Raw genomic sequence first — 22,451 nt, 5'->3', positions numbered from 1 at the left:
GCGACAGTCAGTTTGAATGGACAGTAACGTGACGAAAATCAAAAGACGCACATTTGGTGTCGTTGGTTTGGGCAATTTCGGAAGCTCCGTTGCGAAGGAATTGCAACGTTTCGGCAACCACGTCATCGGCATCGACATCTCAGAGGCACGCGTTGCCAACCTCGCCGATACCCTGTCGCAGGCCATGATTGTGGACGCCCGCGATGATGCAGCGCTCCGTGATGCCGGGTTTGGTGACTGTGATACCGCCGTGGTGGCCATGGGGTCGGACCTAGAGGCGAGCATTCTATCGGCGATGAACCTCAAGCTCGTTGGCGTTCAGGTCGTCTGGGCCAAGGCCACGACCCGAACTCACCACCGCATATTGAAGAAGCTCGGCGTGGACAGGATCGTGCATCCAGAGGTCGAGATTGGCCAGCATATCGCGCAGATCCTGCACAACCCACTTTTGCGGGACTATGTCAGCCTCGGCAATGGATACCATGTCGTGAACTTTCGCATCCCAGAAAGCCTCGAGGGCAGACGTCTGACCGAACTGCCGCATGGGAAAACCTATAATCTGCGCTGCATCGGCGTCATGCGGGGGAGCGAGTTCATCGGGCAGGATGGAGACGAATGTCAGTTGCAGTGTGATGATCTGCTCTTGCTGTTGGGCCAGCGCAAAGACCTGCACAGCTTTGCGGCTAGCCTCTGACAATGCCCCTGTCGTTTCGGTCCCTTTTGCGGCGGAAAAAGACCCTGCGGATGCCGCCGCCTGCGCTTTTGTCGCTCTATTATATGGCATTCATCATTCTGGGGGCCATTCTGCTCTGGCTGCCGATTTCGCATCACGGTGATATCGGTCTGGGCGAGGCGCTTTTCACCTCGACCTCCGCAGTAACGGTCACGGGGCTGGTGCTCGCCGATACCGGGGCGGCATTCACGGGCTTTGGTCAAGCGGTGATCGCAGCGTTGATCCAGCTTGGCGGTCTTGGCCTGATGACCTTTGCGGTGCTGTTGCTGGGCGCGCTTGGTATTCCTATCGGCATGCCGCAACGGCTGATCCTGCGCGAGGACCTGAACCAGACATCCCTGTCAAACCTGTCCTATATCGCCCGTATGATCCTGATCATCGCGGTTTCTTGCGAGGCGGTGGGTGCAGCGCTTCTGGCCTTGGTCTTTGTGCCTGAGTTCGGCTGGGCCGGGCTGTGGGAGGCGGTCTTTCACTCGATCTCAGCCTTCAACAATGCCGGGTTTGCCCTGCACCCCGATAGCCTGTCGCAATGGGTGGGAAACCCGATCATCAATCTTGTGATCCCTGCGCTTTTCATCCTTGGCGGGCTTGGGTTTATCGTGGTGGGCGATGTGTATCGCAGCCGGAATTGGCGGAAACTGACCCTGCATTCCAAGCTGATGCTGGTTGGCACGGCACTGCTGATCACTTGGGGAAGTGTCATGTTTGGCCTGCTGGAATGGGGCAATCCTGAGACCCTCGGCCCCTTGAGTGTCGTTGAGAAACTATGGGCAAGTTGGTTTCAAGGCACCACGCCGCGTACCGCCGGTTTCAACACGATCAACACCGGCGGGATGCATGACAGCACCTCCTTGCTGACAATGACGCTGATGCTGGTGGGGGGCGGTAGCACTTCGACGGCAGGCGGGATCAAGGTGACCACGCTCTTTGTCCTGCTGCTTGCCACGATCGCATTCTTTCGACGTCAGACAACGCTACACGCCTTTGGTCGGTCCTTGGGGTTGGACGAGGTGATGAAAGTCTTGGCTCTCACCACGATCTCAATGCTGCTGGTCCTGACGGGGGTTTTCGTCATGACAATCAACCACGACGGCCAGTTCACCGATATCGCCTTTGAGGTTACATCCGCTTTCGGAACGGTCGGCCTGTCGCGCGGCATTACGGCGGAGTTAGATGGCATCGGGCGCTTTATCCTCATGTTGATCATGTTCGTCGGGCGGGTCGGGCCCTTGGCAATAGGTTTTTTCCTCGCCACACGTAGCGTTCCTAAGGTGAAATATCCCTCAGGGCAGATTTATCTGGGGTGAGGGAAGGAAATCAGTTGGCCTGCCCCAGGCGACGCTTGGAGCTTGCGGGACGATGCCGCCGTTCGGTTCTGACCCGGTCTCGATCGATGCTCTAATGTGCTAGCGTGACTGTAGTTCTTACGTGTCGGCTCTGCCGAACATAGGTCGTTTGGTATCCATGCCTTGGTCCAACCCCTGCTGGTGGTCCGGGCTGATTTGCGTTCATAGCGTTGTGAGCTCAGTTCGAACAACAACTCCGGACTGGTTTTGCCCAGTGTGTCGATTTCCGTGTCGGATTGACCCACTTTTTCATTTGGCATTGCCCCCTCTGCAACATGATAATCTCATGAAAAGCCGAATGAGTTCTTATTCCCAGTGGGTCACTGCGTTTCGAAAAACTGGGTCAAATTCTCGCAGAATTCAACAGCGGTGAGTGCAAATTCTGTCAATCTGGCAAAACCAACCTCTGCCAGAAAATCCGCGAAACCCAAGGGCGCGGTCTTATGCCTGATGGGACCAGCCGTTTTTACAAGGATGGCAAGCCGATCCTGCACTACATGGGCTGCTCGACCTTTTCGGAATACACCGTTCTTCCAGAAATCTCGCTCGCCAAGGTGAACCCCGAAGCGCCCCTTGAAGAGGTTTGTTTGCTGGGCTGCGGTGTCACCACCGGCATGGGGGCCGTGATGAACACCGCCAAGGTCGAAGAAGGCTCGACCGTTGCGATCTTTGGCATGGGCGGCATTGGCCTGTCCGCGGTTATCGGCGCCGCCATGGCCAAGGCCAGCCGGATCATTGTGATCGATATCAACGAAAGCAAATTCGATCTGGCCCGCAAGCTGGGCGCCACGGACTTCATCAACCCCAAAGATTACGACAAGCCCATTCAGGACGTGATTGTCGAGATGACCGATGGCGGTGTTGATTACTCATTCGAGTGTATCGGCAACGTTAATGTCATGCGCTCGGCACTGGAGTGCTGCCATAAAGGCTGGGGAGAATCCGTGGTCATCGGTGTAGCCGGCGCAGGGCAGGAAATCTCTACCCGTCCATTCCAACTGGTCACGGGCCGCGTTTGGCGCGGGTCGGCCTTCGGCGGCGTCAAGGGGCGGTCGGAGCTACCGGACTACGTCGAGCGTTACATGAACGGTGAATTCAAGCTGAACGACTTCATCACCCATACTATGGGGTTGGATAAGATCAACGAAGCGTTCGACCTGATGCATGAAGGAAAAAGCATCCGCTCGGTCATCCATTTGGGCGCGTGACCCTTGCTCCGGCCGCGCCCCCGACGGCGCGGCCGGAAACTTTTATCCGCCGTCAGGACCAACATCGGGTTTCGTACGGATTCCATCAAGAAAGGTCTGCGTCGCGCTTCTTGCTCTTCGACTGATTTCCTCGGGCGAGGGGGGGGCTTCACGGTGCAACAAGAGTTCGAGCATCAAATCGCCGCGCACCATGCCAAAGAAATGTGCCGCCGCCAGTTCCGGGTCTTCGACCCGAATTTGTCCGCTCTCTTGCGCCCGCGCCAGAGTTTCAGCCAACCACCGACGCCCCCGTTCTGGGCCCTGTTCGAAATAAATGCGTCCCAGTTCGGGGAATTGCGAAGCCTCGCGCGTGACCAGCTTGTAGACCCCGCGGGCCCTTGGATTGCTGATCAGTTCCAGCAAGCGAAGCGCAAATTCTTCCAGCGCCTCCGCGATGTTGTGGGGCTTGCCGGGCATGGGGATCGACTGGTTGAAGAGGTCTTCGCTGTTGTCCAGAATGATTTCCTTGAACAGGCCCGCTTTGTTGCCGAACAGCGCATAGATCGTCCGCTTTGATCCGCCCACGCGCTCAATAATGGAATCGATGCTCGTCTGGGCAAACCCCTGCTCGAAAAACAGCTCTCCGGCCGCCCTGAGGACTTCTTTGCGGCGCGGGTCCTCGATCTTTGTCATCTGTGCATTCCTGTCATGAACCATTTTCACTTGACGCGGTAATTACTATTACCGTAAGCGCAGAAGGGAAAGTGGTAATCACCATTACCGTAGCGAATCAAAGGCAGGTAAGGACGCATCAGCGCCCCGATGGACCAATCTCAGCCAAGTCGCGCCCAAGCGGGGCGGCAGACCCAAGATGCACCTACGAAAGACGCGGAACGCCATGATCAAGAAAGCAATACTCACTCTGCTCTGTCTCGCAGTGGTCGGTTTTGGTGGCTTCGCCGTCTTTGCCTACCGGCCTGCGTTCTCCCCGATCAGGGTTTCTGATCTTCCGGCTTTTGACCCCGAGGTGGTTGAACAGGGGCGGCTGATGGCCGCCGCGGGCTTCTGCTCTGAATGCCATAGCGTTCCCGGCAATGCGCCCTATGTGGGCGGCTACGGAATGGAAACGGGCTTTGGCACGCTTTATTCGACCAACATAACACCCGACCCTGAAACGGGCATCGGCGCATGGTCCGAAGAGGCCTTTGTGCGTGCCATGCACGAAGGGGTCGACCGCGAAGGGCGGCACCTGTTCCCCGCGTTCCCCTATGATCACTTCACCCTGATGACAGAGGCTGACGTCCGCGCGATCTACGCCTATCTTATGACCGAGGTCGCGCCAGTGGACGCTACAGTGCCGGAAAACGGCCTACCGTTTCCGCTTAACCTGCGCATATGGCAGGCGAGTTGGAAGCTTCTTTTTGTTGATCTGGGCCGGTTTGAGCCGAATCCCGACAAATCCGCCGAGTGGAACCGCGGCGCCTATCTTGTTGAGGGCGCGACCCACTGCGGGGCTTGCCACACGCCCCGCAACCTTCTTGGTGCAGAGATCAGATCAAAGGATTTCGCAGGCGCGGCCATCGACCGCTGGATTGCCCCGGCGCTTACCGCCGAGAACCCCGCCACCATCCGCTGGACCGCCGAGGAGTTCACCGAGTACCTCAAGACCGGCGCGACCCGCGCACATGGTGTTGCGGCCGGGCCGATGGCGCCTGTGGTTCATGCTGGCTTGCAAAAACTGCCGGAGGCCGATTTGAAAGCCATCGGGGTTTATCTTGGGGAGGTTGTCGGTGCGCCGCAGTCCGCTGCCGAAGCACAAGCCGCGATCGAGACCAGCCTGCGCGCCGGGCAGCCCTCTACCAGGTATCGTCTTGATCTGGGAGAGCGGCTTTATGCCTCTGCCTGCGCCGCCTGTCATTACAACGCTGCACAGATCGCGCCGGGGAGTCCCGACCTTGGCATCAACTCGGCCACTCGGCTGGATGCACCCGATAAACCGCTGCAGGTGATCCTGAACGGTGTCGGTAACGAGGAGGGCATGGCCGGGGTCGTTATGCCGGGTTTCCGCAATGCGCTTTCGGATAACGAGGTTGCAGCCATCGCCGCCTACCTGCGTGCCTCGCGCACCGACGCCACCTCTTGGCCAGAGCTGACAAACACCGTCGCACGCATCCGCAGCGCACACGCAGATTGAACACATAGGAGCCCCCAATGATCTCTTTGAAGGTAAATGGCCGCCAGATCACCCTCGACGTGGACCCTGATACACCTCTGCTTTGGGCGCTAAGGGACGAGCTGGACATGACCGGCACAAAATTCGGCTGCGGCATCGGCATGTGCGGGGCCTGCACAGTCCATGTCGGCGGCCAAGCCACCCGCGCCTGCATTACCCTCCTGGGTGATGTCGAGGGCGCTGAGGTGACCACCATCGAGGGGCTGGAACCAGAAGGCAATCACCCCGTGCAAGAAGCATGGCGCAACCTGCGCGTTCCCCAGTGCGGTTACTGCCAGTCGGGCCAAATCATGCAGGCTGCGGCCCTGCTTAAGGACATTCCAGACCCCAGCGATGACGACATCGACGCGGTGATGACAGGCAACCTGTGCCGCTGCATGACCTACCCCCGCATTCGCAATGCCGTGCGCGAAGCCGCCACCGCCATGAAAGGGAACTGAGCCATGATGCCTAAGAAACAAAGCGCCAAGCAGGCCACCGCCCTGACACGCCGCGGCTTTCTGGTCGCAAGCGTTGCGGCAGGGGCCGCTTTCGGCTTTCCCCGTATCGTTGAGGCCGCACAAAGTTTTGCAACGAATGGGGAGGTGATCCCTCCTTCCTCCGATCAGAACTTCGAACCCAGCCTCTGGTACACAATCGACGGCGAAGGCCGTGTCAACGTCAACATCACCCGCGCCGAGATGGGCCAGCACATCGGCACCGCGCTTGCCCGAATCCTTGCGGATGAGTTGGGTGCGGATTGGGACGATGTGCGGATCACCTATGTTGACCACGAAAAGAAGTGGGGCGGCGCCCCCACAGCCGGCAGCCGCTCGGTCTGGAGTCTGTGGTCCGTCTATCGTCAGGCTGGCGCTGCGGGCCGAGTGGCACTGATCGAGTCCGCTGCCCAAAAATGGGGCATCGCGCCAAAGGATTGCACCGCCGAGGCGGGCATGGTCACAGGCGGCGGCAAGACCATCACCTTCGCCGCGCTGGTAGCCGAGGGGCTGTCGCGCAGCTTTACGCAGGACGAGTTGAAGGCCCTGCCGCTCAAACCCCACTCCGACTTCCGCCTGATCGGTCAGGATGTCGCCGCACTGGACATCAATGACAAAACCACCGGCCGCGCGCTCTACGGGCTCGATGCGAAGGTGGACGGCATGGTCTACGCCGTGCCCCTGATTCCGCCCACGCGGCAAGGATCAAGAGTGATCTCTATCGACGACAGCGACGCAAGGGGCCAGAAGGGCTACCTGCGCACCATCGACCTACAAGACCCCTCCGGTATCGTCCCCGGCATGGTTGTCGTCGTCGGCGAAACGCTGATGGCCGCGAAATGGGCCTCGGAGAGGGTCACGGTTGAATGGGAGGCGGGCGAGACCGCCAGTGTTTCGGAGGATGATATCCAGAGCCTATCGCGCGCGTTGATCGCCGATGACAGCGCGGGGACGCTTCTGGACACGGGCAACTTCGATACGGCCCCCGCCTTTGATGGCGCGGCGGAGGTTTTGGAGGCCGAATATACGACCGCGACCGTTCTGCACTTTGCATTGGAGCCGATGAACGCCACGGCTTTTGTCAATGAGGCGGGCCAGTACGAGATCCATGCAGGGAGCCAATGGCCCGCGCTTATGACCGGCTGGGCGCAGCGCGCGCTTGGGGTTGAGGCAGACAAGGTGACAATCCGCACCTATCTTTTGGGCGGCGGCTTTGGCCGGCGCGTGTTTGGCGATTACGTTGTGGCCGCGGCCTTGGCGACCAAGGCGCTTGGCGGCACGCCCGTCAAACTGGTCTTCTTCCGCGAGGACGACAGTCTAATCGACTGCCCGCGTTCGCCCAGTGTGCAAAAGCTGCGGCTTGCTTTGGATGCACAGCGCAACATCGCCGCGATGGATCACAGCGCAGCGGCGGGGTGGCCATCTTATACGGTTCGGACTGAGGCCGATATGGCCAAGGGCATCGACGACAAACCCTATGACACGGCGGGTATTTTCGGCGCGGATCACTGGTATGACGTGGGTGCACACAAGGTCCGCGCGATTGCCAATCAGCTTGCGAGCCAGACCGTGCGCACCGGCTTTTTGCGGTCTATCGCGCCGGGCTGGACCAACTTTGCAGTGGAAAGCTTTATGGACGAAGCCGCCCATAAGCTGGGCGTCGATCCGGTCACGTTCCGCCTTGCGCATCTTCGCCCAGAAGGCCGCAACGCGGGCGAGGCACCGCATTCCATCGGCGGTGCAGACCGGCAGGCCGCCGTGTTGCGGCGGGTGGCCGAACTTTCGGGTTATGGGCGCAGTGATCTCGGCCCGGATACGGCGATCGGCATCGCCAGCACCTATGGACAGGAACGCGAAATGCCGACGTGGAACGGCACCGCCGTGCAACTGCGCGTGGACCGCGAGACAGGGCAGGTCGAGGTGCAAAAGCTGTGGATGGTGATCGACTGCGGCACGGTGATTGATCCCGACGGCGCACAGGCGCAATGCGAGGGTGCGGCGCTTTGGGGGCTGTCGATGGCGCTTTATGAGGGGACGCAGATCGTGAACGGCCAGGTCGACGACCGCAATCTTGGCAACTATACGCCACTGCGGATGATCGACACGCCCGAAATGCAGATTGAGCTTATCGAAAGTGTGCAGGCTCCCGTTGGCTTAGGGGAGCCCGGTGTCACCGGCGTCGCCCCGGCTGTTGCCAATGCGATCTACAATGCCGTCGGGGTTCGGCTGCGCCACCTGCCCATGACACCGCAGATGGTCAAAGAGGCGCTATAGCGGGGCAAGCTATAGAGAGCTGGATTGAAACGGGCCCCGATTTGGAAGGACGGGTCGGGGCATATCGGAGGCATGGATCGTTCACATGCTTGTTTGCTGTTTAGTCTGCTTTCCTTCCCACTTCGCAACAAAGCGCACAAAAAGCAGGGTCAGGCTTTCGCGGCGCGATGTGTCCGGCCAGACGGCAAAGGTGCCCAGCGGGCGCAATTGCCAGTCAGGGAGCAGGCGCACCAACGTGCCATCGTCTTCACCCCGGGCGGCAAGATGCTCGGGCAGGATCGTGGCACCGAGGTTCTGCAAGGTGAGGTGGTGCAAGGCGTCGATGCTGTCCACTTCCAGCCGAGACTGGCCCAGCACCTTCGCCGTTTCTCCCGCCGGTCCGTGGAGCTTGGTCACATCAGAGCGGTGCTTGTAGCGCAGCCAGTCCCAGTCTTCCATTTCAGACGGATGCGACGGGCGGGCACGAGTTGCGGCATAGCCGGTTCCGGCCACCAGCGCCCGCGCGCTTTCGCCCAATTTGCGTGACATCATCGAGCTATCGTCCAGCCATCCAGCGCGAAAACTGACGTCAAACCCATCCTCCATCAAATCCATGCGTGCGTCGCTGAAGCTAACCGACAGGGCAACCAGCGGGTGGCGCCGCACAAATTCGGCAATGGCCGTGGCAAGCGAGGACGTAGACATGTAGGCAGGCATCGACACACGCAGCGCACCCACTGGCTCCAGCGAGAGCGCGTTAAGTTCGTTCAGGCCGTTTTCAGCGCTGCGCAACATTTCCGCCACGCGGGCATAGAACATGCGCCCCTCGTTGGTCAGCGCGATCTTGCGCGTTGTGCGGTACAGCAAGGTCACACCAAGATAGCTTTCAAGATCAGAGACCGTTTCACTGACACGCGACGGGGCAAGACCGATCGCCTTTGCAGCTGCTCGAAAAGACCCTTCGTCGACAACGCTGGCAAAAATTGCCATATGCCGCAAATGCTCGATCATTATTCTGCCTGCCCGAATTATGATTTCTGAATTTTGTGAATACCCCGATCAGTCCCGCAAGGATAGATGTTCTATGCAAGACAAGGAGCGGCAACATGAACGCGAGCACATTTTTCACCACACCGAACGCGGAACGCTATCTGGGTACGCTGTGTAAACATTTCGGCCACAAAATTCCCGTCACACATAAGCCGGGTTCCGGACGGATCGAGTTTCCCTTCGGGCACTGTGACCTTCGCGCGGATGAGGCAGGTCTGCACATGACCGTCGAAGCGCCAGATAAGACGAAACTCGACAAAGCTGCGGAGGTTATCTCCAGCCATCTGGACCGCTTCGCGTTTCGCGAAAATCCCCAGCTGGATTGGCAAGTCTCAGCAGCCTGACCACCTGATACCGCCATCCTGCCGTTATTCAACACGCCTCATCAAGGGGCGTGACGGATGACGCTATCCCGAAAACATCATGACAAAGGAAATGCCATGACCTTCAAGAATTTCTTTGCTTCGGCTACACTTGCAACCCTCGCCACCGGAGCTTTCGCAGACGACACCGAAACGGTGAACACATTCTACGAGATGCTAAGCAACCCAGGTTCGCAAAGCCACGTCGCGGCATTTGTTGACGCGACCAGCGAAGATTGGGTCAGCGTTGGCGGCTATTCTGGAGCCGACAAGACACGCGATGCCTTCATCGGGCAGGTGGGTGGTTTTGGCCAACTCATGCCCGACCTGAAATGGGCGGTGCAGGACATGCATCAGGACGAGAACTTTGTGACAGTGCGAAGCCGTGCAACCGGCACCCCTGTCGCCCCCTTCTTTGGGGTCGACGGCGAAGGGCGCAGCTTTGACATCATGACGATCGATATTCATCAGTTGGAAAACGGTGAGATCGTCAAGACTTGGCACGTTGAGGATTGGGCGGGCGCATTGCAGCAACTCTCCGGCAAGTAATCTTAGGCAAGCGTGGTCGGCGCTCGGGAGCGTCGGCCGCCTCAAAACCCGACAGGATATACTATGATCTATGCACGCCTTGCCGCCATGACCTATGTGGCGTGGGGCATTCTACACCTTGGTGTGGCATATGGCGTCTACCAGCTTGGTACAACTTTGGACGCTGGCGTCCTTCAGGGGCGTATCTATCAGGGCGCTTGGAACCTGACGTTCTTTGCGCTTTTCGGCACGGTTGTCGTCAGCGCAGGGGATATCGGGTTCATTGTGACTTTGCTGATCCCTGGCACCGTTCCGCTGGTGCCCGGTGCCCTTGGTCCGGTGCTTTGGATCATCGCTCTTGCGCTCTCGACCATCGCGTTGAAAAGCGCACCGCATTCGCAACGTCAACCTACGTAAAGGCCATCAAATGAACCGCAGAACACTATTGAAAACTTCGCTGGGCGCATCGCTCGCAATCATCCTTGGACAACAAGCAGGAGCACAGGAAATGGACGAACAGACACAAGCAAGCTTTGATACAGTCATGGCCTTCATGGGCGCGATGGGATCAGGTGACATGGACACCATGGGTAAGCTCATGGCCGATGGCATGGTCTGGCACAACGAAGGCGACCCAAGTCTGCCATGGATCGGGGGCGCAGAGGGCAAAGAGAACGTCTTTGCTTTTCTTGGTAAGTTTTCAGAGAATTTCCAGACTACCGCTTGGGAAAATACCGATGCTTTTGCTTCGGGCGACACCGTCGCTGTCTTTGGCAAGATGAATGGCATCACCACCCATTCGGGCGAGGAGATCGGCGAATTTACCTTTGCCCTACGTGCCAAGGTGAAAGACGGCCAAGTGGTGCTGTGGCACTGGTTCGAGGACAGCTTTGCTGTCAGCCAAGCCTATCACGCCTGATGCTGCCTGATAGCTGAGAATTTCCCACGGCAGGCTGCATGCGGCCTGCCATTTTCGAGAGGCCTGAAATATGATCATCGCAGTTACCGCCGTGTCCGGCCATCTGGGCGCAACAATCGCAAGTGAGTTGACCGGACGGGGCGAAACCGTTATCGGGCTGGCACGTACCCTGGAAAATGTCACCGACCTGAATATCGAGGTACGCCCCGGCGATTACGCCGACCGAGCGCAGCTTGAAACCTCGTTGGAAGGGGTGGACCGCCTGCTGCTGGTGTCAGGCAATGGCGACCCAGCTGCGCGGATTGATCAGCACCGCAATGTGATTGCCGCGGCAAAAGTCGTAGGCGTCGAACGGATCGTCTATACCAGCGTGCAGGGGCCGGAGACCGGCACCGCCTTTTCGCAGGTGATCGATAGCAACCGCAAGACGGAGGCCGACATTCGCGCCAGTGGCATGGGCTGGGTCATCGGGCGCAACGGCATTTATATCGAGCCCGACATCGAATATATCGACAGCTATCGCAAGGCGGGCGAGATTGCCAATTGCGCTGGCGACGGGCGTTGTGGGTATACGACGCGCGGGGAACTGGCGGTGGCTTATGCCCATATGCTGACCGCACCGCCGCACCTCGGCCAGACCTACGATCTGCACGGCACACCGATAACCCAGGCCGAACTTGCGACCTACATGAACCGGGCCTTTGACACCGATCTGACGTACCGCAGCATGAGTGTTGAAGACTACCGCGCCGACCGCGTGGCGGAATTGGGTCAATTCATTGGGACGGTGATCGCGGGCATCTACGAAGGCATCCGCAACGGTGCCTATGACCGATCCAGCGATTTCGAAGCCGCCACCGGCCGCCCGCATCAACCTTGGGACAACTACTTCGCTGCCCTCAAGGGCTAATATTACCGACATCTGCAATTGATGCCGCCATCTATATTCCAAGGAAACTCGGCATGACGACCGGTGCGCAACGTAACTTTCTCATTGGCACCGGCATCTGGCTGGCGCTGCAACTGTCCCGTTTGATCGCATGGGTGCTGTTCCAAGACATCAATGCGGGCGGGTCTTCCGAGGCGTGGCGATATCCCGCCTATCTGGACCTGTTCGCGGTGGTGGGTGCCGTGCCGCTGATCTGGGCGGTCTGGGCGCGGCGCGGCTTTCTGACATGGGTGGCGCTGGTGGTTTACTGGACGATTTCGATTGTCGACCAGATCGGCAATTTCGTCACCACCACCTTTGTCGGGTCACCGTCCATTGCCGAGGGCATGAACCCCTTTATGATCCCGGTGATCCAGACCGTCTTTGACCTGGTGTTTCTGGTGCTGTTGTTTGTGCCGCACCTGCGTGACGGCTTTTTTCGCATCGAGCAGGTAGAAACTCCGCCCGCCCATTAGCCAGCCTTGTCTACCTTTTGCCCCCTTTTGTTGCTGTCGTGATCGGGTTGGGGCCACTGACGCCCTCTTTTTTAGGAAAGACCACAAACATGTTTTCCAGAGTTTCTCCCTACTGGTTTTGGGTACTGCTGTCCTTGCCTGGTCTCGCTGTGCTTAACAGCCTGATCAATGCACCCGACTCCAAAGCCATACAGGAGGCACTGCATCCCACCGGCGAGTTCGCCGCGCGTTTTATGATTATCGGCATGATGGCCTCACCGCTGGCACTTGTTTTTAAGGGCTGGCGCGGTCCGCGCTGGCTGCAGAAGAACCGACGCTATCTTGGCGTCGCAGCCTTCTTTTACGCGCTGGCGCACACGGTGTTGTACCTCATTGATTTGGGCACGGTGCAGAAGGTCATGGCAGACCTACCAAGATTCTACATCTGGACCGGCTGGATCGCTTTCGTGATCTTTGTACCGCTGGCCGTCACATCTTCGGACTATTTCGTGCGAAAATTGGGGCGAAACTGGAAGACACTGCAACGCACAACTTATGCCGCTGCGGTTCTGACCCTGTTGCACTGGGCGGCACTGCATGACTGGGGCGGCTTTGCCCCGGCAATGGTCCATTTCGTGCCGCTTGGTCTCCTGGAGGCCTATCGGGTCTGGTACTGGTATCTGCGTCCTCGATCAAAAGTCACTTGAGACGAGAAGCTGCCGACTAACGGTCACCAGCTTTTTGGCATGGTACTGGACCCAAAGATTGGCGGTGGGGTCAAGTTTCCAAAAGGCATTCAGGAAACAGGTTTGTTTTGGGAGAGCGGTACGCTCGATCATGCGTAAGATGCTATCGAAGTGTCTTTTTGGCTCACCAGATCTAAAAGACATTGCCTGAAGTTTTTTCATTACCATCCAGGCGCTGACCGTCGATATGGGAAGAGTAAAATTACAATGTGCCGCATCAAGCAATTCGGATGCCAGTTTATGAATAGCGGACTTTAGTGCTTGACATGCTGAATGACCGCAATGGTCCGTTCCACCGAATGTTCACGTCGAATACCTTGCGATTTTGTGGTTCGCTATCATCCGGAAAAAATAAACGCTTCCCTAATTTTGCCATCGAAGGGCGAAAGCGCTTTCCACTTTAGCGTGAGTTTGGCACTAAAGTACGATACTCTCTACTGAAATTGGCTTCTTCCTGAGGTTCATAGATGCCCGCTAATACTGAAAAGACTGGGTGTTGCCTGCCTGTGCGCGCAGCCACCGCAGATGTCCCTGACAGTATAGCTGTTGCAGCTTTCGAAACGGGCACGATGGCCCGTGTCAATATTCCTGGAGGCAAAGGTCTTATCGGGACTGACCGACCAGAGCTGTCGGTCGACGGTGAAGCACCGCTACGCAAGACACGGGTTAGATCCTTCGTGATGGACGTGACCAGCGTAACGAACTTAAGATTTCGCCAGTTCGTCACTGATACCGGCTACCTCACCGAAGCCGAGCGTATCGGGAATTCGTTTGTTTTCGAAAATCTGTTGCCGCTTGATGCTCCGCCCACGCGGGCCGTCGCAGCTGTCCCATGGTGGCGGGTGGTTGAAGGCGCAAGTTGGGCTACGCCATTGGGGCCTGGATCGGAAGCAGCATGTTTGGACGACCACCCGGTGGTACACGTGAGTTGGAACGATGCCATGGTCTTTGCCCGCTGGGCCGGGGGGCGTTTGCCGACCGAAGTAGAGTGGGAGCATGCGGCGCGGGGAGGGTTGGGCGATGTGCGGTTTCCCTGGGGGGATGCTGAGCCCACGGACAGCGATTTCTTTCCCTGCAATATATGGCAGGGGCGATTTCCAGACCATGATCATGGCCGTGACGGCTACGCTGGTACCGCCCCGGCGCGATCTTATTCACCTAACGGCTACGGTCTCTACAATTTGGTCGGCAATGTCTGGGAGTACACCTCACAGCCTTTCAAGGTGAAATCCTTGAAGAAAACCACCCAACGAGTGCATGCTGGCAAGGTGGGCTACAAGGTTGGCAAAGGCGGTTCGTTTCTATGTCATGCCAGCTACTGCTACCGTTACCGCATCGCGGCCCGCACGGGAACCAGTGCCGATAGCAGTACGTCGCACCAAGGCTTTCGCCTTGTCTACGACAAATGAAGAAGGTCACCGTCGGACAGGTTTCCCAGACAATTTGCCCGCAGCGACGAGCGATTGCACCTCGGACGCGATAACGTCATGTACGATCTTTGCGGCAGGTGACAGCACGCGTGCCTCGATACGGCAAAGCGAATGCACGCGGCTTACCGAAGGTTCGATCACTAACTGGGCCGAAACCTGACCGGCGGCGATCCGTTCAAGCCAATGACTAATGGGTACAATACTCGCCGCGAGGCCACGCTCTACCATCGCGTCGATAACATTGATGCTGCCCGTTTCGTATTTAATATCCAGACTTGCTCCGATGCTGCGCGCACCCTCTTCGATCCGGCGCCGCAAGTCATGAGTGTGAAACGGGAGGATCAGCGGGTAGCCGACAGCTTCTATGAAGCGGATGGGACCCATCCGGGTCTCGGTCGTTGCCTTGGTCAGAAGATAGAAGTTCTCCTCAAAAAGGGGTAGTGACGCCAGATGCGGAAAGTCCGAGGCCGCGTTCGGCAGGATGGCCAGGTCAACCTCTTCGTTTTGTAGTGCCAGACCAGCGCGTTCAGACGAGGAATCGATAATATGCAGAGCAATACCGGGAAACTCGCGTTCCAGACGTGGGTAGAGTTCGGTGGCCAATGGAGGTGCCAGCGAAGAGATTATAGCGATCACAACCTTGCCGGTAACGTCTTCTCCCTCTGTTCGTATCGATTGCCGGATGGCCTCTATGCGTCGGATCAGTTCGGCGGCTTCATGTCTTAGTTTCTCACCCGAGCGAGTTAGCGTAACGCCACGGGAATGACGAACAAAAAGCTGTGCGTCCAACTCATGCTCAAGCTGTAGCATCTGCTTGCTCAGGGCTGGTTGCGCGATGCCTAACTCTCGCGCTGCGGCAGACATTGAACCATGCCGGCAGATCGCAAGAAATTGTTTCAGCAGACGGGGACGCATAGCATAGGTATAACCAAATTCATATGGCTGGTATAGGTAACTAATATTTCCGGAGTAGGGACCGGTTAGTTAACCTCGCTCTATTCGACTCTGTCGAACCTTGGGAGGACATATGAAACATCTTATCACCACCGCGGCTGCGGTGCTTCTTTCGACAAACGCCGCTTTTGCGGAATGGGCTCCGACGGGGCCAATCAAAGTGCTGATTGGCTTTGCGCCAGGAGGCGGCGCAGACTCATTGGCCCGTTTGATCGCCGAAGACGTTCAGGAAACCTACAACTGGACAATGATCCCCGAGAACATGCCTGGCGCGGGAGGGGCCGTAATGGCACGCGCGGTCATGGAAGCCGAGCCCGATGGGCTGACAATCGGTATCGGTATCACGGACACATTTGCCTATGGTGTTCTGGCCACGCGCGATCCGGGCTATTCAACCGATGATCTGACGTATCTGTCGACCATTGCCGGCACCCAGATGGGCATCGTTGCAAAGTCCGACCGCGGCTGGAACACCATGTCCGACGTGATCGCCGCTGCTAAGTCAGGCGAGACGATCTCTTTCGGAACCATGACACCGCGACTGGCGGACGGAGCCTATTACATTGGCCTGGCCAATGACGTCGAATTCAACATCGTGTCGGGCTATCAAGGGGGGCGCGCGGTGCTCAACGCCGTGACGGCAGATGATGTCGATATTGGTTGGGTGGCTGGTCCACAGAAAGCGGGCGTTGTTTCTGGCGATCTGGTGAATTTGGCCAATGGCGAGGATGTGCCGCTTGCTGTCTCACCGAACGCACAAAATCTCAGCGATATCGGGGTCGAATTTTCCTTCGGGGCCACCTTCGTCGCGATCGCGCCGAACGATCTATCAGACGACGCCCGGACTGCGTTGTCTGATGCTATCTCGACGGTCATTCAAAAAGAAGGAAGCAAATCGAATGCCTTCATCACGCGGGTTTTCGCGCTTAAGGTCAAGAGCGGAGACGCTGCAAAATCCTATGTTAATAAGGAGTTAGCGGACGCCGAAGCACTATTGGCTGCGACTTCAAACTAATCAAATCGCGTGCGAATGGGGGGCAAATTTATGAACCACACTGGATACCTGCGCGATCTCGCGATCGCTGTTGTGGGGATAGGGTTTGCCCTTCTGGCACTCGTATTCTGGATTCCACAGGATATCGATACGACGGTAATTGACGTCTGGCGACGGAATGTCCGGATCGGTGATGCAATGCTGCCGGCATTTTCGGCGATAGGGATGGCTGTCGCTGCCACCGTCATCGGTCTGCGCGCTTTGCTCTCGCGGACCGGGGAAGATGTGGGCGAGATTAAGCCACGTTTTCTGATCTGGCTGACGCTCGTTCTTGCCGTGGGGCTGGGGCTTATGATGGTAGCCGGACCACTAATAGCTTGGGCTTTCACCGGCGGAGAGACTTCGTACCGCCTACTGCTCGCAACGGCGCCGTGGAAGTATTTGGGATTTTTGCTGGGGGGCACCGTGATGACCTTCGCACTTATGGCTCTATGCGCACCGCAGGCCACTTGGCGTCTTGGCCTGTTGGCCTTTGTTGCGACCCTTGTAATCGCGCTGCTCTACGATCTGCCCTTCGACAACCTGTTGCTGCCTCCCAACGGTGATTTTTGATGGGTGTGTTTGACTATATTTTTGCAGGTATTGTTGAGGCGTTTACGGCCAATCCTGCGCTAATGCTTGGGCCCCTTGTCCTGTCCTGGCCGGTGATCCTCGTGGCCTTAGGTTTTTTCATGGGCGTCTTGATCGGGGCTACGCCGGGTCTGTCGGGGCCTTTCGTCATGGCGCTGGCCCTACCGATCCTGATATCAATCTTCGGCTTTACCCCCGACGCTCTGCTCCCTGTTCTTGGATTTCTTGTCGGGGTCATGAAGGGGGCCACCGTCGGTGGTGCAGTCCCTGCGATCCTATTCAATACGCCCGGAACGCCGGATGCGTTCATGACCACCCTTGATGGGCATCCGATGGCCATGAAGGGGCAGGGCGGCAAAGCGTTGAGAGTTGCGCATTTTGCCTCGGTAAGTGGTGACACATTCTCCGATATCGTTCTATTCGTCTGTGCGCCTTTCCTCGCTATAAGCATCGAAGCGTTCTTGGGCCTTCCCGAAAAAGCCGCGTTGATGATCCTGTCGCTTTCGTTCGTCGCCGTTGTCGTCGGCAAAGATACTTGGAAAGGTCTGCTGGCTGCCTGCTTTGGGTTATTCGTCGCAGCCATCGCGACAGGCACAGATACCTATCCACGACTGTCGCTCGGCAGCGATGTGCTGGCTGGCGGGCTCCCTACCATTGCTGTTGTTATCGGTATTCTTGTGGTCGGCGAAATATTTGTAAGCTTGCAGGAAATGTGGCTTTCAAAGCGCGCGCTCCAAAAGACGGTTGTGCAACCTGACCCTGGGGAAAGCAGCCTTAGCTTTGAGGAACGCCGCAAGCTTCTGCCGTTCATCGGCGTATCGATGACCATCGGTACAGTCGTGGGCGCTCTGCCTGGTATCGGCACTACGCTCGCAGCAGCCATGGGTTATACTGCTGGAATTAAGATGTACCGAGGCGAAGTGCCTTTCGGTCAAGGCGCGCCCGAGGGTATCGCCGCCACTGAAGCTGCAAATTCCGCGGTATCCGGTGCCAACTTAATCCCGGCACTAAGCCTTGGGATCCCTGGAAACGTCGCGGCCGTTTTTATAATTCTTGCAGCAGATACCATCGGTGGTTTTAATCCCGGACCCGCAGTCTTCCGCTTCACCCCGGACGAGGTGAACACTGAACTGGTCGTCGCCTTTGCATTGTTCACTCTTATGGTTGTTGCCAATTTGTTAAACTGGACCACAGGCGCTTGGTTCATGCGCTTGCTGGGCGGTTTGATCCGGGTGCCAAAGCAGATCCTGTTGCCGATTGTACTGCTGTTGACCATTACCTCTGTCTACATCGAAGGCAGCGCCATGAGCGATGTTTACATCCTCCTGGGCTTCGGGCTCCTCGGCTATCTCATGCGGCTATCCGGTGTTCCAATTCTACCTTTTGTAATTGCTTACATTTTGGCTGGTCCATTGGAAACGGCAATCCGCAATGCTTTTCAAGCCTCAGGGAGCGACCCGTGGTTCTTGTTCAGCACCCCCACCTCGGTGGTGTTTCTTGCACTCTCCGCCGCCATCGTTCTGAGCGCCGGGTACCTTCGTAGCACCCCCCCAAAGTAATCCATTCAAACTGTTGGAGACCCGCATGACCAAAGAAACGAAGCGCCCGAACATTCTGTTCATCACATCCGACCAGCAGCGTGGCGATTGCTATGGTTTCCGTGGCCGCAATGTGCAGACGCCGCATCTGGACCTGTTGGCAAGTGAGGGCACGAGCCTTGAAACTGTGGTCACCCCCTGTGTTGTCTGCCAGCCCGCGCGTGCCTCAATTCTGACGGGTCTTTTACCGCGCACCCATGGCGTACACGACAACGGGATCGATCTTGATCCCGAGATCGGGGAGAAAGGCTTTGCCGCATCGCTTTCGGCATCAGGGTACCATACGGCGGTGATCGGCAAGGCACATTTTGCGACCTACCATGTCTTTGGTGACAGCGAGACAGTTGAATCGATCCCAGGCTCTCGGCAAGTGCCAGAAGGCTGGAAAGGGCCCTATATGGGCTTTGACCATGCCGAACTTGTCCATATCGGCCATAATTGGTGGCTACCTGAGAAACCGCCCGGCGGGTTGGCCTATGAAGAATGGTACTACGGAGATGGAAGGGGAGAGTGGAAGAATAAACTGCTTTGGGCCAGCGCGCGAGATCACAAGGGCGCGCCACAGACATGGTCTTCGAAGCTTCCGGTGGCATGGCACAATTCGACGTGGATCGCAGACCGTGCGATCGATTACCTTAAACAGAACCACGAAAAGCCTTTTTGCCTATGGGTTTCTTTCCCAGATCCACATCATCCTTTCGATTGCCCAGAGCCTTGGGCGTCGTTGCATCGGCCAGAAGACGTCGATTTGCCCGAACACCGCACCCGCAATTTCGAGGGCCGTCCATGGTGGCACGCTGCCGCGGTCGAAAGTGAAATTCCTGCCGAACATGCTGAAATCCGCTCCAAGTATTCACGGCTTGCTGAATTGACCGATGAACATCTGCGTGAGGTAATCGCCAATACTTATGGCCAGTTGGCTCTGATTGATCACTCGGTGGGGCGCATCCTGATCGAACTCGACGCGCAGGGTCTCGCTGAAGATACCTATATCGTTTACACGGCCGATCACGGTGATTGGCTGGGCGACCATGGACTGGTCTTGAAAGGCCCGATGCCTTTTGAGGGGCTCTTGAACGTTAAGGCTATCGTGAAAGGGCCGGATGTGCCGGCGGGTAAGGTCAGTGAGGAACCGCTCTCTACGCTGGACCTTGGCGCAACCTTTATGGATTGGGCCGGTGCGGATAGCCTGATGAAGATACATGGCGAGTCAATGCGCGACGTCATCTCAGGCGAGGGTACCCGCGCCGCTGCTTTTTCAGAATGGGAACTCTTGCCCGGCCGTGTGGGAGTTGGCCTGAGCCTGCGCACAGTGCGGAGTAAGACCGCAAAGCTAACGATGGATTTGAAGTCTGGTGCCGGCGAGATGTATAATCTTCAAGATGATCCACAGGAGATGGATAATCTCTTTGATCTCCCCGAGCATGCAGAATTGCAGCAAGAGTTGACCGATATATTGATGTCCCGTCCTGATGATATCCAGCCCGACCGCGTGCCGGTCGGCATGGCCTAAGGGGGGCTAAAAATGACAATCACTTGCGTTGAGGACTTTCGCCAGGTCTACCGCTCTCGGGTGCCGCGGATGTTTTACGATTACGCAGAGAGTGGATCGTACACTGAAAGCACCTTCCGCCAGAATGAAAGCGACTTTCAGCGTCTTAACATTCGTCAGCGTGTTGGGGTCGATATCCGCAATATCACAACCCTGACTGAGATGGCCGGAGAAAGCGTAAACCTACCGCTCGCCTTTGCCCCTGTTGGAATGCTGGGGATTCAAAACATTGGTGGCGAGATCAAGGTTGCGAAGGCAGCGCAGAAATTCGGCGTGCCCTTTATTCTTTCTACTATGTCGATTGCATCTGTAGAAGAGGTTGCCGAGGCCACCAGTGCGCCGTTCTGGTTTCAGCTTTACGTAGTCAAAGATCGGGATTTCGTACGTGAGATGATACACCGCGCCAAAGCTGCGGGCTGCTCGCGTTTGGTTATAACCATGGACCTGTCGATGTTGGGTCAGCGCCACCGGGATCTGAAAAACAAACTATCGATCCGCCCTAACCTTAAGAACCTTGTCAATATCGCCACGAAGCCTCGTTGGGCCTATGAGTTTGCGACAGGTCCGGCGGTCAGCTTTGGCAATGTGGTTGGGCATGCGAAGGGAGTAGATGATCTTGCCAGCTTGCTCACTTGGGCCGCAGAAATGGTGGATCCGGCGTTAGATTGGGACGATGTCGAATGGATCCGACGGGAGTGGGACGGACCGGTGATCCTCAAAGGGATTCTGGATGTTGAGGATGCCCGGATAGCAGCGGATATGGGGATAGAAACCATCGTGGTTTCAAATCACGGTGGCCGCCAGTTGGATGGGGCGGGAAGCTCGATTTCTTGGCTACCCAGGATCGCGGATGCTGTGAGCGATAGGGTGGAGTTGTTGCTCGACTCTGGGGTGCGCAGCGGGATGGATATCTTCCGCGCCCGTGCGATGGGGGCATCAGGCGTCTTGCTGGGGCGGGCCATGGTTTATGCACTGGGCGCGATGGGCCAAGAGGGCGTCGAAATCTTACTGTCAATTCTGGACAAGGAACTGCGAACGACGATGGGACTGGCTGGAAAAACCCAATTAGATGACATCAGTCCAAAAGACGTTTATTGGACGGACTGACGCGCGGTTGCTTTGCAGCATGGGGATCACAGGTCACGCGCGGACCAATGAATCCCCGCCCCGATCCCTATGATGATGGAGATTACCTGATCAATTGATGCCCGCGGCTTGCGGGCCGCAAGCTGCAGTCAAGGCGGTGGGGAATACGCCAGTACGCGTCCTTAACATGCCGTCGAAAAACTTGCGGACATCTGAAGGCTGACTAAAGTATTTGTGATTCTATTGGCCGGCTAAATGGCCCGGGAGAGAACGAACCAAGCAAAAATGGTCCTAAAGCGTCTGTAAAAGCCATGGCTCCGCAGAGATTTTATCGTTCCTGGCACGAAGTAGATGTCCAAACCACAATTGGAGAAATTGAATTGTAATCTAACTAACCGGCGAGTTCAATCTGCTCTGACAAAAACCGCAGCAGACGCTTCTTCACGACACGCATCTGATGCGTTTCTACGCCGAGATAGCGCACCGTGCTGTCCATCTTGGTATGACCCAACAGCAGCTGTACCGCCCGCAAGTTTCCAGTTTTCTTGTATATTTGGGTGACTTTCGTTCGCCGCATTGAATGGGTTCCATATGCGGTTACTTCCAAACCAATCGAGGAAACCCAGTCCCGAACAATCCGAGCAAATTGGCGGAATGAGATGTGCAAACGCTCGTGGAAGCGGCCAGGCCGGAGATACTCGGACCCGACCATTAGCGGATCTTCCATCCACTTAGTGAGCGAAGCTCTGGTCCCTTCGGAAATCTCGAAGCGCACGGATTTCTGGGTTACTTTGCAATACTGACGCCCTCGCTTTGATCTGACCGGATGCCATGACATCGACCACTTTCATTTTGACCAAGTCGCAGCCGCGCAATTTGCTGTCGATGGCCAAATTGAACAGCGCGAGATCGCGGTGGTTCTCGGCAAGCTCAAGCCTAACCCTGATACTTGAGGTTGCCGCAATAACGAGAGATTACCCCTTTGAATCCC

At 57.1% G+C, this 22,451-nt stretch carries 21 protein-coding genes and 2 pseudogenes; 19 read left to right on the top strand and 4 right to left on the bottom strand.

The genetic code is table 11. The annotated features are described in order from the left end of the window. Positions 1–28: 28 nt before the first annotated feature. The 3 genes and pseudogenes from DSM110093_RS18215 to DSM110093_RS18205 all read left to right on the top strand — a co-directional run. Complete coding sequence (locus tag DSM110093_RS18215) at positions 29–694, top strand: TrkA family potassium uptake protein (protein WP_243267851.1); 666 nt, start codon at positions 29–31, stop codon at positions 692–694. Between the two features lie 50 nt (positions 695–744). Further along, entirely contained in the window at positions 745–2,040 is a 1,296-nt protein-coding gene (locus DSM110093_RS18210) for a TrkH family potassium uptake protein (RefSeq protein ID WP_243267850.1), read from the top strand. A 407-nt stretch (positions 2,041–2,447) separates the two neighbouring features. Further along, positions 2,448–3,287 (top strand): annotated as a pseudogene (locus DSM110093_RS18205) (S-(hydroxymethyl)glutathione dehydrogenase/class III alcohol dehydrogenase); the annotation flags it as partial. 42 nt (positions 3,288–3,329) lie between these two features. On the opposite strand, the gene DSM110093_RS18200 reads toward DSM110093_RS18205, so the two are convergent. Continuing rightward, positions 3,330–3,959, bottom strand: a complete 630-nt coding sequence (locus DSM110093_RS18200; RefSeq protein WP_243267849.1) for a TetR/AcrR family transcriptional regulator — start codon at positions 3,957–3,959, stop codon at positions 3,330–3,332. A gap of 205 nt (positions 3,960–4,164) precedes the next feature. Here DSM110093_RS18200 and DSM110093_RS18195 point away from each other — a divergent pair, with 205 nt between their 5' ends. From DSM110093_RS18195 to DSM110093_RS18185, 3 genes are read left to right on the top strand one after another with little or no spacing between them, the layout of a single operon-like run. Continuing rightward, complete coding sequence (locus DSM110093_RS18195) at positions 4,165–5,460, top strand: cytochrome c (protein WP_243267848.1); 1,296 nt, start codon at positions 4,165–4,167, stop codon at positions 5,458–5,460. A gap of 17 nt (positions 5,461–5,477) precedes the next feature. Beyond that, complete coding sequence (locus tag DSM110093_RS18190; RefSeq protein WP_243267847.1) at positions 5,478–5,939, top strand: (2Fe-2S)-binding protein; 462 nt, start codon at positions 5,478–5,480, stop codon at positions 5,937–5,939. 3 nt (positions 5,940–5,942) lie between these two features. Continuing rightward, positions 5,943–8,249 (top strand): molybdopterin cofactor-binding domain-containing protein, encoded by a 2,307-nt coding sequence (locus DSM110093_RS18185; RefSeq protein WP_347568647.1) that lies wholly within the window; start codon positions 5,943–5,945, stop codon positions 8,247–8,249. Between the two features lie 81 nt (positions 8,250–8,330). Here the strand turns inward: DSM110093_RS18185 and DSM110093_RS18180 are convergent, their stop codons facing one another. Beyond that, entirely contained in the window at positions 8,331–9,239 is a 909-nt protein-coding gene (locus DSM110093_RS18180) for a LysR family transcriptional regulator (RefSeq protein ID WP_243267846.1), read from the bottom strand. A gap of 95 nt (positions 9,240–9,334) precedes the next feature. Between DSM110093_RS18180 and DSM110093_RS18175 the strand changes: the two genes are divergently transcribed. From DSM110093_RS18175 to DSM110093_RS18140, 8 genes are all read left to right on the top strand, one after another. After that, positions 9,335–9,622, top strand: a complete 288-nt coding sequence (locus tag DSM110093_RS18175; RefSeq protein ID WP_243267845.1) for a DUF2218 domain-containing protein — start codon at positions 9,335–9,337, stop codon at positions 9,620–9,622. A gap of 96 nt (positions 9,623–9,718) precedes the next feature. Continuing rightward, on the top strand, positions 9,719–10,189 hold the full coding sequence (locus DSM110093_RS18170; RefSeq protein WP_243267844.1) for an ester cyclase: 471 nt from the start codon (positions 9,719–9,721) through the stop codon (positions 10,187–10,189). Between the two features lie 63 nt (positions 10,190–10,252). After that, positions 10,253–10,585: a hypothetical protein gene (locus DSM110093_RS18165; protein WP_243267843.1), complete on the top strand. Its 333-nt coding sequence runs from the start codon at positions 10,253–10,255 to the stop codon at positions 10,583–10,585. Between the two features lie 91 nt (positions 10,586–10,676). Continuing rightward, on the top strand, positions 10,677–11,087 hold the full coding sequence (locus DSM110093_RS18160; protein WP_243267842.1) for a nuclear transport factor 2 family protein: 411 nt from the start codon (positions 10,677–10,679) through the stop codon (positions 11,085–11,087). A gap of 70 nt (positions 11,088–11,157) precedes the next feature. Continuing rightward, complete coding sequence (locus DSM110093_RS18155; protein ID WP_243267841.1) at positions 11,158–11,997, top strand: SDR family oxidoreductase; 840 nt, start codon at positions 11,158–11,160, stop codon at positions 11,995–11,997. A gap of 53 nt (positions 11,998–12,050) precedes the next feature. Then, entirely contained in the window at positions 12,051–12,491 is a 441-nt protein-coding gene (locus tag DSM110093_RS18150; protein WP_243267840.1) for a hypothetical protein, read from the top strand. Between the two features lie 89 nt (positions 12,492–12,580). After that, positions 12,581–13,177: a ferric reductase-like transmembrane domain-containing protein gene (locus DSM110093_RS18145; RefSeq protein ID WP_243267839.1), complete on the top strand. Its 597-nt coding sequence runs from the start codon at positions 12,581–12,583 to the stop codon at positions 13,175–13,177. 506 nt (positions 13,178–13,683) lie between these two features. Beyond that, positions 13,684–14,625: a formylglycine-generating enzyme family protein gene (locus DSM110093_RS18140; protein WP_243267838.1), complete on the top strand. Its 942-nt coding sequence runs from the start codon at positions 13,684–13,686 to the stop codon at positions 14,623–14,625. Positions 14,626–14,631: 6 nt separating this feature from the next. Here the strand turns inward: DSM110093_RS18140 and DSM110093_RS18135 are convergent, their stop codons facing one another. After that, positions 14,632–15,561 carry a LysR family transcriptional regulator gene (locus tag DSM110093_RS18135; RefSeq protein WP_279290860.1) on the bottom strand — a complete coding sequence of 310 codons (930 nt, stop codon included), beginning with the start codon at positions 15,559–15,561 and terminating at the stop codon, positions 14,632–14,634. A gap of 112 nt (positions 15,562–15,673) precedes the next feature. Between DSM110093_RS18135 and DSM110093_RS18130 the strand changes: the two genes are divergently transcribed. From DSM110093_RS18130 to DSM110093_RS18110, 5 genes are read left to right on the top strand one after another with little or no spacing between them, the layout of a single operon-like run. Then, positions 15,674–16,615, top strand: coding sequence for a tripartite tricarboxylate transporter substrate-binding protein (locus DSM110093_RS18130; RefSeq protein ID WP_243267836.1), 942 nt, complete (start codon positions 15,674–15,676; stop codon positions 16,613–16,615). Between the two features lie 30 nt (positions 16,616–16,645). After that, complete coding sequence (locus DSM110093_RS18125; protein WP_243267835.1) at positions 16,646–17,206, top strand: hypothetical protein; 561 nt, start codon at positions 16,646–16,648, stop codon at positions 17,204–17,206. Next, positions 17,206–18,783 (top strand): tripartite tricarboxylate transporter permease, encoded by a 1,578-nt coding sequence (locus DSM110093_RS18120; protein ID WP_347568646.1) that lies wholly within the window; start codon positions 17,206–17,208, stop codon positions 18,781–18,783. Before DSM110093_RS18125 ends, DSM110093_RS18120 begins: the two co-directional genes overlap by 1 nt. Before the next feature lie 25 nt (positions 18,784–18,808). Next, positions 18,809–20,335, top strand: coding sequence for a sulfatase-like hydrolase/transferase (locus DSM110093_RS18115; protein WP_243267834.1), 1,527 nt, complete (start codon positions 18,809–18,811; stop codon positions 20,333–20,335). 12 nt (positions 20,336–20,347) lie between these two features. Next, on the top strand, positions 20,348–21,481 hold the full coding sequence (locus DSM110093_RS18110; RefSeq protein ID WP_243267833.1) for an alpha-hydroxy acid oxidase: 1,134 nt from the start codon (positions 20,348–20,350) through the stop codon (positions 21,479–21,481). A 370-nt stretch (positions 21,482–21,851) separates the two neighbouring features. On the opposite strand, the pseudogene DSM110093_RS18105 reads toward DSM110093_RS18110, so the two are convergent. Next, positions 21,852–22,425 (bottom strand): annotated as a pseudogene (locus DSM110093_RS18105) (tyrosine-type recombinase/integrase). Between the last annotated feature and the right edge of the window lie 26 nt (positions 22,426–22,451).

This window comes from Sulfitobacter sp. DSM 110093, assembly GCF_022788715.1.
Lineage (GTDB): Bacteria > Pseudomonadota > Alphaproteobacteria > Rhodobacterales > Rhodobacteraceae > Sulfitobacter.
Note: the sequence above shows the minus strand (reverse complement) of the source record. Positions and strands in the feature narration are given on the sequence as shown.